Origin of the sequence: Christiangramia sediminicola, from assembly GCF_031344135.1 — a bacterium.
Taxonomy (GTDB): Bacteria; Bacteroidota; Bacteroidia; order Flavobacteriales; family Flavobacteriaceae; genus Christiangramia; species Christiangramia sediminicola.
Window position 1 is genome coordinate 236,459 of sequence record NZ_JAVJIU010000002.1, and the last position, 15,816, is coordinate 252,274.

The window sequence follows — 15,816 nt, forward strand, 5'->3', positions numbered from 1 at the left end:
AAGTTTTGCATCAAACTACCTACTTTTATACCAGTGAAAAATAAGTACAATGAGTGATACTATAGAAAGAGTAAAATGTTTAATAATTGGTTCAGGTCCTGCAGGATATACTGCGGCAATTTACGCTGCACGTGCAGATATGAAACCGGTTATGTATACAGGAATGGAACCAGGTGGACAGTTAACTACAACTACAGAGGTTGACAACTTTCCGGGATATCCGCAAGGAATAGATGGTCCTAAAATGATGATGGAACTTCAGGAGCAAGCAGAAAGATTTGGAACTGAAGTACGAATTGGAATGGTCACCGAAGTTGACTTTTCTAAAGAAGTTGGCGGAATTCATAAAGCATGTGTAGACAATTCAAAATGGATAGAGGCAGAATCTGTGATCATCTCTACTGGAGCTACCGCTAAATATCTTGGGTTACCTAGTGAACAGAAATTGCGTGGAGGTGGAGTATCTGCCTGCGCAGTTTGTGACGGATTTTTCTACAAAGGTCAGGATGTGGCGATTGTAGGTGGTGGAGATACTGCCGCTGAAGAAGCAACTTATCTGGCTAATATCTGTAACAAAGTAACCATGCTGGTTCGTAAGGATTATATGAAAGCTTCTAAAGCTATGCAGCATAGAGTCGAGAATACTAAGAATATCGATCTTAGGTATAATACTGAAGTAGACGAGATCTTAGGAGAACAGGTTGTTGAAGGTTTACGTATGGTAAACAATCAAACCGGTGAAAAAGAAGAAATTCCGATTACTGGATTCTTTGTAGCTATTGGACATAAGCCAAATACCGATATTTTCGAAGGTTGGCTGGATATGGATGATACAGGTTATGTGATCACTCAGGCTAAATCCACTAGAACCAATATTCCGGGAGTATTTGCTTCTGGAGATGTACAGGATAAAATCTATAGACAGGCGGTGACTGCAGCTGGAACAGGTTGTATGGCTGCGCTTGACGCTGAGCGTTATCTTGCTGAAATTGAAACTGAAGAAGATATTGAAAAACCTCAAACAAGAACAGAGACAGTTTAAAATACTGTTTTTATAAAATAGAAAATCCCGCAATCGCGGGATTTTTTTGTTTCTAGAATTAGCTGAATTAATTATCGGTTTTCACCTTTACTTCGCCATCATCTATTTTTACTTTAGATTCGCTACCGTCAGCTCTGTCTATTTTCTTTTTATATTCTCCGTCGTCTTTTTTGATCTTGATCTCATCACCTTCAGCAGTTTCGATCTTGATCTTGTCGCCTCCATCTTTAACTTCAACTTTGTTATTTGGATCTTCCATCAGTCTTTCGACCTCAGTTTTTTCCTCCTGATCATCATCGATATTTCTACAAGACACCAGGCTTAAACTCAAAGTGAGAATAAAAAGACCGCTTTTCAACAAATATTTCATCTTTATAAGATTTAAAATTCCTGTCAAAGCTATTAATTAGCAGAATTCCTTGATCTAATTTTGCAAAACTTTAGTAGTTGCAATTATTTGAACAGCCCTTTGCTGAACTCTTTTTTAGCTATTACCGCCTCGTCTTTTAGTTCGATCAGGTCGATCTTAGGATTGTTGAAAATATCAATTTCAGAACTTCCATTTGCTCGTATTTCTAAGGAATCGGTCGCATTTACCTTTACTTCTGAATCTCCCTGTGCCAACACATTGGCTTTAATCGCAGTAAGGTTTTCACCATCAAATTGCGAAGACTGATCGGCTCTAATGGTAAAATCCTGGATATCTCCATCGATTCTTGCCGATGCTTTTTCATAAATATCAACTTTAAGCATAGGTGTATTGAACAGAGCCTCTACTTTTGAAGACTGGTTCAACTGGCAAATAACGTCTGATGCGGTGACATTCAATTTTGACTCGGCATCATCATTCTGAATAAGACTAAAGCTCTTCGCGGTGAGGGTTAAAAAGGCTTTGGAATCCTTTCTAGTTTCTAATTGAAAATCTCCCAGGTAAAGATCCTGTAAAGAAGAGATCTCAACATCTCCGGCAACTAATATGCTTTTTAAGGTGTCTGAAAACGTGATCCTGATCTCCTGTTTTTTAGACCTGCTGATTTCCTTGATTGGTTTGATGTATAATACACCATCAACCACTTCGGTTTGAATTAGGTCATGAAGATTATCATCTGCCTCAATTTCCAGCATAGGTCTGGAACCTTTTAAAATTCCTATTTCAAATTCTCCTTTCGCCTGAATAGAGTGGAAGCTGGTTAAGTTGTATTGCTCAGTTTTAACGTTTCTACTGCCCTTAACTTTATCCTGTGCTTTACAGGAAAATAAAACTATTAGCAGTAGTAATGGTAATTTTTTGATCATGTATAGATTTTAGATTTACTTCAAATATAGAAAAAGCCTCCGATTGGAGGCTTTTATTTGTCAGTAGATCAGCATTCCAGAATTTTTTGTCTGGATTCGAGATCGTGAAAGACCTCAATAGAATGCTTTTGTAACTCATGATGTGCTGTTTTAGATTCATCTATCTGGTGCCCAAAGAGCAATCCCATGATGAAGCTAATTACCAGGTTGATTAGTGTGCCCATGATTAGTTATTTATTTCAATTCCGTTGCTGTCTATTCTTACACGATTCACTTTCTGATCGTTCACTTCTATACCTTCGTCATTTACACGAATATTCATCTCTTCGCCATTAACGTTTATTCTTCCGTTAAAATCGTCTGATGTATCCCAGTCTTCATTATCCTGATTCCAGTCTTCGCTTTCATCATTCCAGGTATCATCATCTTCCCACGTATCGGCCGGACAGTCTTCACAAATGGTCTCACCATCAATGATCTTTAAAAAATGCCCCTCCTGTCCATTTTTCAGAATATCGCCGTAGTAATCCTGGTTACTATGGAAAGAATAGGTGTTATCATCAGCGTAAAGCGTAGTTCCTTCAGGCAGGAAAACAGTAACCTGTACTTCTTGGTCACGATAACCAAATTTTGAATCTGAAGTTAAATATCCATCCAGTAATAGTTCATTTCCAACCAGGCTGGTAGAATAATTAATATTTTCAGCTCTTTCTTTTGCATCTCTGAAGTTCTTTCCTTCGGCATACTTCTCAACTTTTATAGAAGCTAGAGAATCCTTGGTAGACTTCACAACCAGCCTTACATCTCTTCCGTAGAGAATACGGTTATTGTTTTCATCATATTTTACTCTGAAATCGGAATTTCTGTAAATATTACTGCTATACTCCGGATTACTTCTCATTTTTAAGAAAAGTGTGTCTTCAGACTTAATATTCAGCTTCTCCGTAGTGGCTGTTTCGCCATCAAATGCACGATTCGTTGCCTGGCTAATACCTATTACGGTAAGTCCGATGATAGAGATCAACCAAACTCCTAGTAAGGTTAATAAGGCCACTCTTCCAATAGACTTCAGGTTCTTAACCAAGATCTTAAGTCCTAATACGAACAGGAAGAAGAACGGAATTCCTACTGCGAAAAATGCAAGTAATGAAATAAGCCATATCGGAGCTCCACTGTTTACCATGTCTATATATTCTGTCCATGGTGCATCTATGATCCCAAAAGTTCCCATAGCGAATAGTCCAACGAACAATCCTATTAAGGTGGTTCCTGCAATAAGAAGTAAAAGTATTCCAACGAATTTTACGAATAGTTTCAGACAGAACTTGATAATACTACCAAGAGTTGTAGCTGCAGAACTGGCTCCGGCGCTAGCCTTCTGACCGTATTTCCCGTAGTCTACATTTTTTACGCTCTCTGAAACATCATGAAAACCCTCACGAATTTTTCTTTCAATATTGCTGACAGTGACCTCCTCTCCACGCATAGCCAGTTTATCGGCTGTTGTTTTAGCTTCCGGAACAAAGATCCAGAATGCGATATAGATTAGAATGAAGGCTCCACTGGAGAAAATAGTTAGTAAGATCCATAATAATCTTACCCAAATGGCTTCAATTCCCAGGTAATGCCCAAGTCCTGAGGAAACTCCTCCAACAAAACCATTTTCGGTATCACGGAAAAGCTGCTTTCCAACAGTTTTTGAGGTTCTAGCTCTATTAGGTTCATCGTCGAAGATCTCTTCATCTACCACATAATCTTCAGGTTGTCCCATTATGGTAATAACTTCTTCAACTTCTTTTATACTGATCACCTGACGGTCATCCTTTCTTTTCTCACTAAATAATTCAGCAATACGAGCCTCGATGTCTGAGATGATCTCATCACGACCCTGCGTATTCGAAAAGGAATGCTTTATAGCCTCCAGATAACGCTGTAGTCTGGCGTATGCATCCTCATCTATGTGAAAGAAAATGCCGGCAAGATTTATATTTACTGTCTTATTCATGGTTCTTCTTTTTTTGAGTGGTTACGATGTTAACTGCAGATTGCAATTCTTCCCAGGTACCTGTAAGTTCCCTTAGGAATATTTTTCCGGTTTCAGTGAGACCGTAATATTTTCTTGGCGGTCCACTGGTAGATTCTTCCCAACGATAGTTAAGGAGTCCTGCGTTTTTAAGCCTGGTTAGTAAAGGATAAATTGTGCCCTCAACTACTAACAACTTTGCGTCTTTTAATGTATCCAGAATCTCTGCCACGTAGGCGTCTTCATCCCGGAGAACCGAGAGAATACAGTATTCCAGTACACCCTTACGCATCTGGGCTTTTGTATTTTCAATCTTCATAGTGTTTGTTTTTGGGTGTCATTAAACTGTTCATTTTCTGATTGATTTTGATGATGTGATGAATCCGGTTTTTCCGCATTCAAAAAATTGATGGTTAGTGGATAATTGTAAAGTTCTCCGTCGTTAGCCTTGATACTTGCAGTGATCACCGCAAATAATTCCAGTACGAAAAGACCTAGTAACAATAATCCTATTATGCCTAAAATGATGATGAAAGGCAATGCATCAGAGAATTTATCTACTACGAACGAATCCTGCTCAATAAATAAAGGCTCCCCGATAGTAAACTTCATACCAAAATAAACAAAGGTTGCAGCTCCAACGGCAAGAAGGAAGATCGTGTAAAGAAAGGTGCTTATCTGAAAGTTCAGGGCATTTCTTCCGTGATGATCTACAAACGGATCCTGCTTGCGTGAAAGCCATAACAACATTGGGAATATGAAATTTCCAAGTGGTATGAAGTATTTTGTGAATACCGACAGATGAAGGACGGTAGTCAAGGTTTTGTTTTGATCGATGCTGTTAGTTTCCATTTTATATTTTTTCAATTTTTCTATTCAGTACGTGTTGCTTCAGCTACCAGGTTTTCACCTTCATAGATCTGAAGTTTTATAGGAGCTTCACTGCTAAATGAGAAGCTTAGGTTTCTTTCTTTACTAAAAAAACTTCTGCTCGTTTCTGGGTGAAGGGTAAAGCTTTTTCCCATCGCATCCAGTTGAAGCATATTTTCTCCTGAAGTCACTTTGATTATGTCATTTCCAGGCATTTGATAATTTCCTGTTAGTTTCCCTAATTCTTCCTTAGATAGAACGATAGCATCTTTTTTACTTTCAAATTGAACAGGTCCATGATCATAGCTAAATACTCGATGCATTTTCCACTCACCGTCTTTAACTAACCATAAGTGAGAAAACTTGGCTTTTCCTTCAGCTTTTTCAGAATTGCCTTCTGCAACATAGAAAAGATGATCTCCAGTGATCAAAGCTCCATATACAGTATTAATCTCTTTCATTGGAAAAACTTTTACAGTTCCTTCTACAGCCTCTCTTCTTAAATGGTTCTCTCCGGTCTTGCACAAACCGTTTTTAAGTCCGTTGTTCAAACTTTCTCTGCCCATTTCAATTCCACCATTATCGTGGTAGAATTCTATGTCTTCAGCCAGATAATTGTTCATGACCTTAACATCACATTCATTATAAGCTTTCCAGAAGATGGCATCCATTTCCAGAATTTTATTCTCTAAAGATTCTTCCTGAGCATTTATTGATGAAATACTGAAGAATAATGAGATGAGAAATAATATTCCTTTTCTAGATAAACCATTATTTGAGGTGTAAACTTCTTTTCTGGTAGTTTTTAAAGCAGTTTTTTGATTATTCATTTTAATTTTTGATTGATGAGTTATTACTTGATGATCTACAGAAATATGGCTGTTAAGAAATAGATATAAATAAATGCCATTGCCATATAAATCTGTGATTTTGTAATTAGTACAGTTTGGCTTTTTGGAACTGCAAGTACCTGATGTTTAGATGAATTTTTCATGACGATTTTGATTGATGATTATATAACCTATTAGATTCTTATACAAATATATGTCTAAAAGAAGGTATTATGCAAAACAAAGTACTAAAAATTAACAAAGAATTAAGAATTGATAACTCGAAGTTATTTCCTATTTTTATAGAAAAATCAATCAAAACCCTTTTAAATGAAGCTCTCGCCCTCAAAACTCAATTCTTTTTTAATGTTGAAATTACCAAGTGCCTGGTTGTGTGGGGTAAGGGTGAAACATATTGATGAGACCGAATGTGAAGTAGGAGTAAAGCATAAATGGATCAATCAAAACCCTTTTAACTCTATGTATTTTGCTGTTCAGGCAATGGCTGCAGAGTTAAGCACTGGAGCTCTCGTCATGAATAAGATACAGGAGTCTAACGCAAAAATATCCATGCTGGTAGCTCAGAATAAGGCTAGCTTCACAAAAAAAGCTACAGGAAAAATCAAATTCTCATGCTATGACGGAGCTAAAGTAAAAGACGCATTGCAGAAAACTTTAGATACAGGCGAAGGTGAAACTTTCTGGATGAAATCTGTTGGAGTGAATGAAGATGGAGTAGAAGTATCAGTTTTCGAATTTGAATGGACTGTAAAGCTTAAAAGACCGAAGAAATAATATTCATCATAAGGCCAACCACCTTATCTAAAACTTAAAATATGAATGCTCACGAAATAGATTACCAGATTTACGGAGAGGAAATGCAGTATGTGGAACTGGAACTTGATCCGCAGGAAGCCGTAATAGCGGAAGCCGGGAACTTCATGATGATGGACGATGGGATTAAAATGGATACGATCTTTGGTGATGGATCCAGACAAAATGAAGGTTTTCTAGGGAAAGTCCTTGGCGCTGGGAAACGTCTACTTACAGGTGAAAGCCTATTTATGACTATTTTCTCGAATGAGATTCATGGTAAAAAGAAGATTAGTTTTGCATCACCTTATCCTGGGAAAGTCATTCCTATAGACCTAACCAGATTCAACGGGAAATTTATTTGTCAGAAAGATGCATTTCTATGTGCTGCTAAAGGAGTATCTATTGGAATCGAATTCAGTAGAAAACTTGGAAGAGGATTCTTTGGTGGCGAAGGTTTCATCATGCAAAAGATTGAAGGTGATGGGATGGCTTTTGTTCATTCTGGAGGGACTATGGCCGAAAAGGAATTACAGCCAGGAGAAAAGCTTAAAGTTGATACCGGTTGTATCATTGGCTTTACTCAAACTGTTAATTATGATATTGAATTCATAGGTGGAATTCGTAATACTCTCTTTGGTGGAGAAGGTCTTTTTTTTGCAACCCTAACCGGTCCGGGAACCGTATATATTCAATCCTTACCATTTAGTAGACTGGCAAGTAGAATTCATCAGGCTGCTCCGCAAACCGGTGGAAAAGACAAGGGAGAAGGAAGTATTTTAGGCGGAATTGGGGATGTTATTAGTGGAGATAATCGTTTCTAAGATTGTTAAAGTGACAGAACAATTGTTAAAATAGAATAGAATTTATTATATTTAAGCGACCAAATAAATGACAGCCTATAGTATAATTCTACTCATTTTTTATCAACCTAACTTTAACTTAAATCACTTCAAATTATGGCGAGAGCGATGTTTGAATACACCAAGACTATACTGGATAAAGTGAGTTTTGATGCTAACCTGTTCTGTAAAGAAGTTAAGAAAGCAATGCAAAGATTACTTCCTCACGAAATCGAGGAACTAAGATTGTGGATTGTCTCTTTAACACAGCAGAACCCCGAACTAAATCAATGTTTAATTTATTTAAATACATAAAAAAAAGCGGCCTTTAAAGCCGCTTTTTTTAATTATTGTTCTGATATTCTTTCTTTTTATTGAGAGGACTTATGATCTTCACATTCTGAAAGGTGATGGCACCTTTCACCACACTAGCTATTGTAGATCTTAGAGCTTCTATGATCTGCATTTTCAGCTCACTTCTGTTATAGATCAAACTAACTTCCCTTGCCGGAACCGGATCTTTGAACATTCTTAGATTGTTCTTTTCTGAATCTTTTAGATCCAGCGTATGTAAATAAGGCAAAAGTGTCATACCCATTCCTTCATTGGCAAGCTTGATTAGAGTTTCAAAGCTACCACTTTCCAGCTGTAACTGGTCTCCATCATAATCTCTCGATGCCTTACAAAGATTGATGATTCCATCTTTAAAACAATGACCATCTTCCAGAAGCAACATGTTGTTGATGTCAAGATCTTCGATATCTATTTTACCGCTGTTTGCTGAATCTTCACTATTTGGGATATATGGAACAAAAGGTTCATAATAAAGAACATTTTCTTTAATTCCGTCAACTTCCAGTGGAGTAGCCGCGATAGCAGCATCTAAATGTCCCTCTTTTAATTTCTCAAGAATTGCCTCTGTATGCAATTCTTCTATTTTGAGTTTGACTTTGGGATATTTTTTTATAAAACTTCCTATGAACATAGGTAAAAGCGTAGGCATCACCGTAGGGATTACTCCAAGCCTGAAAATTCCTCCAATGAATCCTTTTTGCTGATCTACAATATCCTGGATCCTGTCACTCTCATTCACAATATTTCTTGCTTGCTGGACGATCTTCTGTCCAACTTCAGTAAGCTGAATAGGTTTTTTGGTTCTATCAAAAATGGTTACTTCAAGCTCTTCCTCCAGTTTTTGAATTTGCATACTCAGGGTTGGCTGGGTTACAAATACTTTTTGAGCAGCCTTTGTGAAATTCTTATGTTCAGCAACAGCAAGCACATAATGGAGTTGTGTAATGGTCATAGGATAAGTTTTAGCTAATACAAAGGTATAAGTTTTTCTTATTTAAAAGGTGATTTAACTTTGTTTTATCTATACAAGAAACCCTTTCTGATGAGAAAGGGTTTCTGAAATTTTAAATTGATGATCTTCTGATAGATGAATTAATATTATTAGAATCTTATATCCATTTCCATAGATGATCCATCAAAATCAAATTTTGAATCTCCCCAGTTCGGCGGACCGTAGATCATAGAATTATTACTGGTTCCATAGTTTTCCTGTGGCATTCCTCCTGGTCCAAAATCCATTTTTCCATTTTTGTTTTTGTCGTGCAGCACTACAATAGCATAAACTCCTTCAGGAACATTTTCAAAAACAGCAGTAGCTTTTCCATTTACTATATCAGACTTTGCTACAAATTCAGGTTGTCTTTTCATGAAAGTATCCTCAGTATACATTGCGAAAAGTACTTCCCCATCAGCATTTGAAATGTTAGAAACGCTTGCGGTGATATTCCCCGATTTTTCGGTTTGAGCATTCATTAATGCTCCAAGGAACATGGCTATTAAAACGGCGATTGTCTTCATAATTATTTAGTTTTTTGATTATGAAACAAACTTAGGTTCAGAATGCGTTTTTCAGAAAATCAATTCACCGAATTGTTGAATATATATACCGAATTGTAATTAGAGTAAACCTCTGGCTTTAATTTCGAGATATTTATTGATAGCATTAACGCTAAGGTCCTTTGGTGGCGTAAGTAATGTTTGTATGCCGTGTCTCTGCAATTCCTTAGCCATAAGTAATTTGTTATGCGCAAATTGTTCAGCAACCGTTTGATGCGCGCTTTCACTAATATTTTCGGGTGTGATATTAGTGAGTTTGGTCATTTCGGTATTTTCAAAAAAGATTACCACCAACATATGATTTTTCGCTATCGCCTTTAAGTAAGGTAATTGTCTGTTCAGCGCAGAAATATGCTCAAAGTTTGTATAGAGCATCAATAAACTTCTATGCGTAATATTCTTTTTGATCCTCGAATAAAGCAAACTGAAATCACTATCATAAAATCCGGTGTCCACATTATATAAAGCTTCCATGATCCGGTTTAGCTGGCTTAGTTTTGAGCTTGCCTTCTGTAGCTTATCCATTTTGTTGGAAAACGACAGCATTCCAACCTTATCTTTTTTCTTTAAAGCAATATTTGAAAAAGCGAGCGAACTGTTGATGGCGTAATCTAAAAGGCTTAATCCTTCGAAAGGCATTTTCATCATTCTTCCAGAATCAATGATCGAATAAACGGGTTGCGATCTTTCATCCTGGAATTGATTTACCATTAATTGTTTATGTTTTGCTGTCGCCTTCCAATTGATGGTTCTCACATCATCACCTCGAACATATTCCTTGATCTGCTCAAATTCCATGGTATGCCCAATCCTGCGGATCTTCTTTATTCCGTGCATATTGATCTTCTGGTCCAAGGCCATAAAATCCAGTTTTTTCATCTGGATGAAAGAAGGGTAGACCTTAACCATTTGATCTTTATTGTAGACGAATCTTCTTTTCGCTAATTTCAGAATGCTGAACACATATATGTTTAGATTGCCAAATACATATTCTCCTCTTTTTAAAGGTTTCAAAAGATATTCGAAACGAATTTTCTTTCCAGATTGTAATTCAATAGACCTTAAGAAATCTCTTTTTTGAAACTGAATTGGGATCTCATCGATCACTTCAGCATGAAGTTTAAATCCGTAGTCGTTTTTAATCTGGATTTCAACAGTGTTTTCATCAGAATTTGAAAATTTTTCGGGTAATAATCTATCTGCAGATATCGATGATTTGCTATACAAAGCAACGATATCGGTTAAAACCAGGACTCCTAATATGGCGGTTATGATCCAGGTTATACTATATAATGGCTGGAACCAAAAAGAGATTAGGAATAGCAGGGAAATCCCGAATAGGGCATAGAATACCCGTCTTCCAAAATATAATGATCTGATGAATTTTATCACTATCGAGGTATTTCTACAGATTGTGTGATCATATCTATAACGCTGCCGGCCGTCATACCTTCCATTTCGCGATCTGGTGAAAGGATAAGACGATGAGCCAGCACTGGCTTGAGTGAGTTTTTAATGTCTTCCGGAATAACGAAATCTCTTCCATTTACTGCTGCAAATGCCTTAGCTGCGTTCATTACAGCTATAGATGCTCGCGGACTTGCTCCCAGGTATAAATGCGGGTGATTTCTCGTCTTATTTACGAGTTCAGCGATATAATTAAGAAGTTTTTCTTCAAAGATAACTCCCTGGATCTGATCTCTTAGTTCTTCGATCTTTTGAGGTTCAAGAACTGCATCTACTTCCGTTTCTGGCAGCCTACCTTTTCTATCGTGGTGAGTTTGCAGAATTCTAACTTCATCTTCCAACTCAGGATAACCCACTTCGATCTTAAAAAGAAAGCGGTCTAGCTGGGCTTCCGGAAGGGCATAAGTTCCTTCCTGCTCAATAGGGTTCTGTGTGGCCAGAACCATAAAGGGCGCATCCATTTTATAAAGCTTTCCATCCATGGTTACCTGTCGCTCTTCCATTACCTCAAAAAGTGCCGCCTGAGTTTTCGCCGGTGCCCTGTTAATCTCATCTATCAGTACGATATTTGAAAAAATTGGACCTTTCTTGAATTCAAATTCGGAGATCTTGGTATTGAAAATAGAAGTTCCCAGGACATCACTTGGCATTAGGTCTGGTGTGAATTGAATCCTGCTGAAGTCTGTCTTTAAACATTTCGCGAACAATTTAGCGGTTATCGTTTTTGCAACGCCTGGAACACCCTCAATTAGAACATGACCATTAGAAAGCATTCCAACGATCAATAATTCAACAAAGTTATCCTGGCCAACGATTACTTTAGAAAGCTGTGATTTTAGACTTTCTACCGCCTCTTTAAGCCCTTCCAGTGGTATTCTGTTCTCAAATTTCAGTTCTTCGTTATTCTGGTTTGGTTCCTGATTTTCCATCATCCTTTTTAAATGTATTAATGCTATTGGTTAATTCGAAGAATTCATTTTTATCGTTTTCAAAATTCTTTTGAAAATTAAAGATCTTAACGAATAAAGCTTTTGTTTGTTCCAGGCTGTTCTCACTTTTTCCGGCGAGATCTATATAAAATCTCTCATTAATGCTAGAAGAGTCTAGCCTGTATTTATTTCTTATATATTCCATGAACAGTGCGATCTTTTTCAAACCAAGTTCATGATACTTTTTCTGTTCAATATATAACTGCGACATGGTTTGAGTGAACTCAAAAGATTTATTCTGAGGAGGCTCAACTATGGGAATTGCGCGCTGTTTTCTTTTGCCTTCAAATAAGATAAAAAGTATGGCTGCTATGATCACAAAGTAATAAGCCCATTTCAAGGCGCGATTATTCAACAAGATATAAAGAGGAGAAGTAAAAAAGCTTTTTCCAGATTTATAATAAGAATCCCAAAGAATCTTTTCATTACCAAGATAAGCCAATAAGCCCTTATTGTATTTGTAATTATCTTTCTGTAATAAGAAATAATTGCTGAAAGCCTGCGGAACCGTATGAAGAAAGATCTTTCCATCTCCGAATGAAGTTCTTAAGAAATTCACCTTTTCATTTTCATTGGCATTCTCAAAGCTGGACGTTCCTAGAATTACCTGATTAAGAGTATCTATCTTATTGAAATAGACAGCAGGCAGATCATGATCAAATTCTAAAGCTTTTTCAAATTTCAAATTGGAATTGACCAGGTTTAATTTTGGTCGAGTCTTAAATCCATCCATACTTATAAACGAGGAGAGTTCAACCTGCAAAGTGTCCTGCAACTTTTCTCCAAAATTATAGGCAGAGATGAATAAAGTATTTCCTTCAGAAACCCAGTTTAGAATATCGTCAAGTTCGTCACCTTCCAGATTCACATAATTATTCAGGAAAAAATAGGTACCATTTTCAGGAGCATCATTTAAATATTCATAAGGAGGAATTCTGATCTCTGAGATACGATCTGGCTGATTATCTTTCCAGGTTTCATAGAAGATATAACTACCTAAAGGAATTTTATCTGAATTGGTATAACTCGGAGTCCAGTTAATTGGTTCAGGTTCGTTGCTTTCCAACCAGGCCAGAGAAATGACCAGTAATATAAAAAGGCCAAAAGCTATTTTATAGGTCTTATTCATACCGAAGATTTTTAAGTGAATCTTCCATTTGAACAAAGCCTTTTTCGGCTAATCTGTAGTCGGTCTCAGAAACCTGAAAGCTTCCGTACCAGATAAATTCATATAATTTTGAAATATTGGAGAATTGATCCTTGATCTTTTGATCCCTGATCTCCATAAGATAGTCCCTATTCGTTTTCTGATATTCATACTGAATGATTTCCAGATCATCCAGTTTTCTTAATTGAAGCAGGTAATAATATCTTACAGCAAGGCGAAAATTACCATTTTGAATAGCTTCTTTCATTAAGCTTAGAAGATCTTCATTCTTGACCAGATCTTCTTCTTCAGAAAGGAATACTTCGCTTGTTTTTTGTTCTCTCAGAATTTTACCTCCGGGATTTAATTTAGAGAATAACCAAACTACTAAGGCTATAATTGCTAATATCAGTAAATAAGGAAGGACGGCAATGAAAGCTGCGAGTATTGAATTCGCTTCATAGTCTCCGAACAACCAGTTAATGAACTGATTATATTTGGCATTCAGCCATTTCTTGAATCGGGTCCACCAGCTATCATTTTCTACCGTTTCGATATAGTTGAAATCCTTTTGATTGCGGTAATCTTCAATCTGGGAATCATCAAGTTCTAGAGGCAAAAGTTCAGAATTCTCATCATACTGCATCTCCTTTTGGACCTCCAGTGAATCTGCTTCCTGGGAATGCAGGAAACTGAAGGATAAAAATATCAGAAAGAATAGAAACTTTTTAGCCAAGATCAATTATTGTTTCCCGAGGTTTTGAATAGTTTCGTAAGTACCGGTATAATTCTTCTTTTCATTCAGATTAAAATAAATGAATGCTATAGCAACCGGAGTGATGCTGTAAACAAGATACTGGATGATGGTGGTAATCACATTTAAAATTATATAACCTGTTCCCAATTGGTCTGTAAAGCTTCCGCTAGCCGATTGTTCGTTGGCAGATACAAATGCCTTGACCATCATGTAAACGATAGTAGGTAACTGAAATACAAGGCTTATTAGATATACGATTATTCCAACACAAAATAGAGTTCCAAAGGTGCTCCACCAGTTACTTTTTACCAGATCAAAACAATCTGAAATACTGTCTATGGCGCCATTATTCCGAAAAACAAGCACTGCGCTGGCGAGACTCAATGGGATTGCCACATAGATACCTGGAATTACAAGTAACAAAGTTCCTGCGAGAATGAGTGCCCATGAAATTAAAGAAACCAAAAGGATCTTACCGAAATCATGTTTTAAGCCCGCTGATACTTCTGATGTATCTATAGTTCCATTATTGTTGATATAAGACAGGATAATATGATAAATAGTTCCTGTCATCGAAGTCATATATAGCAAATAGGCCAGAATTAGTAAACCTCCTGAAATAATAAAGTCAGACATATTTAATCCTGCCGTGCCCAGAAAGGAAGTTCCCAGAGTGGACCACGCGTAATAAGTAACTGCAGCGATGAGAAGCAGGAAGGCAGGACCTACTAATTTTAGAAAAATCTTTCCGCCAGATTTGTAATTTTCTCGAAGGAATTTAAACGTGATGCTAATGATTTCGCCAAGTTCACGTTGTTTCTTGAATTCAATATAGTCCTGATTCATTTTTTGACTTTTTTAATAGGTATAAGGGGTAGTAAACATAATAAAACAAAATCAATGCTAGTGAGCTTATAATGATCAAAATTGCAAGCCAATCTGGCATTGAAGTGATCCTGGTGACAAAACCTTCCAGGAAGCCTGCTACGATGAATAATGGAATCGTGCTGATCACAATTTTCAGCCCATCCTTGATACCCATAGTAAAGGATTTCAATCTGCTGTAAGTTGCTGGAAAAAGGATGCTTTTTCCAACCACAAGTCCCGCACAACCGGCAATGATAATCACCGAGATCTCAATAGTACCGTGTATCCAGATTGTTCTTACAGATTCCCACAGGACACCTTGGTCATAAAAGAAATACTGAAAGCTTCCCAGCATAACTGCATTCTGCATCAATAGAAATACGGTACCAATACCTGCAAGAACACCCATGGAAAAAGCCATTAGAGAAACCCTGATATTATTAATTGTGATCCCTAGAAACATATCGATCTCGGAGGCCTGTTTATAAACTGCCATCGGATCTTTATTAGAAATATTCTCTAAAGTCATATTCACATAAGCGTCACCAAGAATAGACCTTACAAAAGCCGCATCATTGGCAGCACTATAAGCACCAATAAGGGTAAAAATTCCGAAGATCAGAAAGCTTAATAGTAGTTGCTTGTGATGTTTGTGGAATTGCTCTGGAAATTCTTTAGTGAAAAACGTGATGAACCTGTTTCCAGATTCCTTTTTAGAACTATATATTTTTTGATGTAATCCAGAAGCTATTCCGTTTAAGTAGCGCGTAGTGTTACTCTTTGGATAAAAGGTCTTGGAATAACTAAGATCATCACTTAATTCTATATAAATATCTGTGAGTTGCTCGGGCGAAAGGTTCCTATTATTTTGAAGGAGGCTTTCGTACTTAACCCATTTATCTTTATTTTGCCTAACAAAAGCAGCCTCGCGCATCGTGTTTTGAATAAAACCCAAAGAAACA

19 protein-coding genes are annotated in these 15,816 nt (G+C 37.0%); 4 read left to right on the forward strand and 15 right to left on the reverse strand.

The window, feature by feature from the left end:
* The first annotated feature begins 49 nt into the window (after positions 1 to 49).
* Positions 50 to 1,042, forward strand: a complete 993-nt coding sequence (trxB, locus tag RE431_RS04925) for a thioredoxin-disulfide reductase (RefSeq protein WP_309560855.1) — start codon at positions 50 to 52, stop codon at positions 1,040 to 1,042.
* Positions 1,043 to 1,109: 67 nt separating this feature from the next.
* Here trxB and RE431_RS04930 read toward each other — a convergent pair whose 3' ends face one another.
* The 7 genes from RE431_RS04930 to RE431_RS04960 form a co-directional block, all read right to left on the reverse strand.
* Positions 1,110 to 1,412, reverse strand: a complete 303-nt coding sequence (locus RE431_RS04930) for a hypothetical protein (RefSeq protein ID WP_309560856.1) — start codon at positions 1,410 to 1,412, stop codon at positions 1,110 to 1,112.
* An 83-nt stretch (positions 1,413 to 1,495) separates the two neighbouring features.
* Positions 1,496 to 2,338, reverse strand: a complete 843-nt coding sequence (locus tag RE431_RS04935; protein ID WP_309560857.1) for a GIN domain-containing protein — start codon at positions 2,336 to 2,338, stop codon at positions 1,496 to 1,498.
* Positions 2,339 to 2,406: 68 nt separating this feature from the next.
* Entirely contained in the window at positions 2,407 to 2,562 is a 156-nt protein-coding gene (locus RE431_RS04940; RefSeq protein ID WP_309560858.1) for a hypothetical protein, read from the reverse strand.
* 2 nt (positions 2,563 to 2,564) lie between these two features.
* Positions 2,565 to 4,343: a PspC domain-containing protein gene (locus RE431_RS04945; RefSeq protein WP_309560859.1), complete on the reverse strand. Its 1,779-nt coding sequence runs from the start codon at positions 4,341 to 4,343 to the stop codon at positions 2,565 to 2,567.
* Positions 4,336 to 4,680 carry a PadR family transcriptional regulator gene (locus RE431_RS04950; RefSeq protein ID WP_089664992.1) on the reverse strand — a complete coding sequence of 115 codons (345 nt, stop codon included), beginning with the start codon at positions 4,678 to 4,680 and terminating at the stop codon, positions 4,336 to 4,338. Before RE431_RS04950 ends, RE431_RS04945 begins: the two co-directional genes overlap by 8 nt.
* Positions 4,677 to 5,213, reverse strand: coding sequence for a DUF4870 domain-containing protein (locus RE431_RS04955; protein WP_309560860.1), 537 nt, complete (start codon positions 5,211 to 5,213; stop codon positions 4,677 to 4,679). Before RE431_RS04955 ends, RE431_RS04950 begins: the two co-directional genes overlap by 4 nt.
* Positions 5,214 to 5,233: 20 nt before the next feature.
* Positions 5,234 to 6,061, reverse strand: a complete 828-nt coding sequence (locus RE431_RS04960) for a nuclear transport factor 2 family protein (RefSeq protein ID WP_309560861.1) — start codon at positions 6,059 to 6,061, stop codon at positions 5,234 to 5,236.
* Between the two features lie 330 nt (positions 6,062 to 6,391).
* On the opposite strand from RE431_RS04960, the gene RE431_RS04965 reads away from it, so the two are divergent.
* From RE431_RS04965 to RE431_RS04975, 3 genes are all read left to right on the forward strand, one after another.
* Positions 6,392 to 6,856, forward strand: a complete 465-nt coding sequence (locus tag RE431_RS04965; protein WP_309560862.1) for a DUF4442 domain-containing protein — start codon at positions 6,392 to 6,394, stop codon at positions 6,854 to 6,856.
* A 41-nt stretch (positions 6,857 to 6,897) separates the two neighbouring features.
* Positions 6,898 to 7,698 (forward strand): TIGR00266 family protein, encoded by an 801-nt coding sequence (locus tag RE431_RS04970; RefSeq protein WP_309560863.1) that lies wholly within the window; start codon positions 6,898 to 6,900, stop codon positions 7,696 to 7,698.
* A 135-nt stretch (positions 7,699 to 7,833) separates the two neighbouring features.
* Positions 7,834 to 8,031: a hypothetical protein gene (locus tag RE431_RS04975; RefSeq protein ID WP_309560864.1), complete on the forward strand. Its 198-nt coding sequence runs from the start codon at positions 7,834 to 7,836 to the stop codon at positions 8,029 to 8,031.
* A 28-nt stretch (positions 8,032 to 8,059) separates the two neighbouring features.
* Here the strand turns inward: RE431_RS04975 and RE431_RS04980 are convergent, their stop codons facing one another.
* The 8 genes from RE431_RS04980 to RE431_RS05015 all read right to left on the reverse strand — a co-directional run bounded on the left by RE431_RS04980 (position 8,060) and on the right by RE431_RS05015 (position 15,788).
* A complete protein-coding gene (locus RE431_RS04980; RefSeq protein WP_309560865.1) occupies positions 8,060 to 9,022 on the reverse strand; it encodes a hydrogen peroxide-inducible genes activator in 963 nt (320 codons plus the stop codon).
* A gap of 149 nt (positions 9,023 to 9,171) precedes the next feature.
* Positions 9,172 to 9,588, reverse strand: coding sequence for a DUF2141 domain-containing protein (locus tag RE431_RS04985; RefSeq protein ID WP_309560866.1), 417 nt, complete (start codon positions 9,586 to 9,588; stop codon positions 9,172 to 9,174).
* Positions 9,589 to 9,687: 99 nt separating this feature from the next.
* On the reverse strand, positions 9,688 to 11,019 hold the full coding sequence (locus RE431_RS04990; RefSeq protein ID WP_309560867.1) for a DUF58 domain-containing protein: 1,332 nt from the start codon (positions 11,017 to 11,019) through the stop codon (positions 9,688 to 9,690).
* Positions 11,019 to 12,023 carry an AAA family ATPase gene (locus RE431_RS04995; protein WP_309560868.1) on the reverse strand — a complete coding sequence of 335 codons (1,005 nt, stop codon included), beginning with the start codon at positions 12,021 to 12,023 and terminating at the stop codon, positions 11,019 to 11,021. Before RE431_RS04995 ends, RE431_RS04990 begins: the two co-directional genes overlap by 1 nt.
* Positions 11,995 to 13,212, reverse strand: a complete 1,218-nt coding sequence (locus RE431_RS05000; protein ID WP_309560869.1) for a DUF4350 domain-containing protein — start codon at positions 13,210 to 13,212, stop codon at positions 11,995 to 11,997. The genes RE431_RS04995 and RE431_RS05000 overlap by 29 nt, the downstream gene beginning before the upstream one ends.
* Complete coding sequence (locus tag RE431_RS05005; protein ID WP_309560870.1) at positions 13,205 to 13,966, reverse strand: DUF4129 domain-containing protein; 762 nt, start codon at positions 13,964 to 13,966, stop codon at positions 13,205 to 13,207. Before RE431_RS05005 ends, RE431_RS05000 begins: the two co-directional genes overlap by 8 nt.
* Positions 13,967 to 13,972: 6 nt before the next feature.
* Positions 13,973 to 14,833 (reverse strand): DUF7847 domain-containing protein, encoded by an 861-nt coding sequence (locus tag RE431_RS05010; RefSeq protein WP_309560871.1) that lies wholly within the window; start codon positions 14,831 to 14,833, stop codon positions 13,973 to 13,975.
* Positions 14,814 to 15,788, reverse strand: coding sequence for a stage II sporulation protein M (locus RE431_RS05015; protein WP_309561330.1), 975 nt, complete (start codon positions 15,786 to 15,788; stop codon positions 14,814 to 14,816). The genes RE431_RS05010 and RE431_RS05015 overlap by 20 nt, the downstream gene beginning before the upstream one ends.
* Positions 15,789 to 15,816: the final 28 nt, after the last annotated feature.

Excerpts from the sequence above, each read along its gene's own strand:
- RE431_RS04935 (WP_309560857.1), bottom strand. The coding sequence starts at position 2,338 with ATGATCAAAAAATTACCATTACTACTGCTAATAGTTTTATTTTCCTGT.
- RE431_RS04955 (WP_309560860.1), bottom strand. The coding sequence starts at position 5,213 with ATGGAAACTAACAGCATCGATCAAAACAAAACCTTGACTACCGTCCTT.
- RE431_RS04980 (WP_309560865.1), bottom strand. The coding sequence starts at position 9,022 with ATGACCATTACACAACTCCATTATGTGCTTGCTGTTGCTGAACATAAG.
- RE431_RS04945 (WP_309560859.1), bottom strand. The coding sequence starts at position 4,343 with ATGAATAAGACAGTAAATATAAATCTTGCCGGCATTTTCTTTCACATA.
- RE431_RS05000 (WP_309560869.1), bottom strand. The coding sequence starts at position 13,212 with ATGAATAAGACCTATAAAATAGCTTTTGGCCTTTTTATATTACTGGTC.
- RE431_RS04960 (WP_309560861.1), bottom strand. The coding sequence starts at position 6,061 with ATGAATAATCAAAAAACTGCTTTAAAAACTACCAGAAAAGAAGTTTAC.
- RE431_RS04985 (WP_309560866.1), bottom strand. The coding sequence starts at position 9,588 with ATGAAGACAATCGCCGTTTTAATAGCCATGTTCCTTGGAGCATTAATG.
- RE431_RS04940 (WP_309560858.1), bottom strand. The coding sequence starts at position 2,562 with ATGGGCACACTAATCAACCTGGTAATTAGCTTCATCATGGGATTGCTC.
- RE431_RS04930 (WP_309560856.1), bottom strand. The coding sequence starts at position 1,412 with ATGAAATATTTGTTGAAAAGCGGTCTTTTTATTCTCACTTTGAGTTTA.
- RE431_RS04965 (WP_309560862.1), top strand. The coding sequence starts at position 6,392 with ATGAAGCTCTCGCCCTCAAAACTCAATTCTTTTTTAATGTTGAAATTA.
- RE431_RS04970 (WP_309560863.1), top strand. The coding sequence starts at position 6,898 with ATGAATGCTCACGAAATAGATTACCAGATTTACGGAGAGGAAATGCAG.
- RE431_RS04950 (WP_089664992.1), bottom strand. The coding sequence starts at position 4,680 with ATGAAGATTGAAAATACAAAAGCCCAGATGCGTAAGGGTGTACTGGAA.
- trxB (WP_309560855.1), top strand. The coding sequence starts at position 50 with ATGAGTGATACTATAGAAAGAGTAAAATGTTTAATAATTGGTTCAGGT.
- RE431_RS05015 (WP_309561330.1), bottom strand. The coding sequence starts at position 15,788 with ATGCGCGAGGCTGCTTTTGTTAGGCAAAATAAAGATAAATGGGTTAAG.
- RE431_RS04995 (WP_309560868.1), bottom strand. The coding sequence starts at position 12,023 with ATGGAAAATCAGGAACCAAACCAGAATAACGAAGAACTGAAATTTGAG.
- RE431_RS04975 (WP_309560864.1), top strand. The coding sequence starts at position 7,834 with ATGGCGAGAGCGATGTTTGAATACACCAAGACTATACTGGATAAAGTG.
- RE431_RS05010 (WP_309560871.1), bottom strand. The coding sequence starts at position 14,833 with ATGAATCAGGACTATATTGAATTCAAGAAACAACGTGAACTTGGCGAA.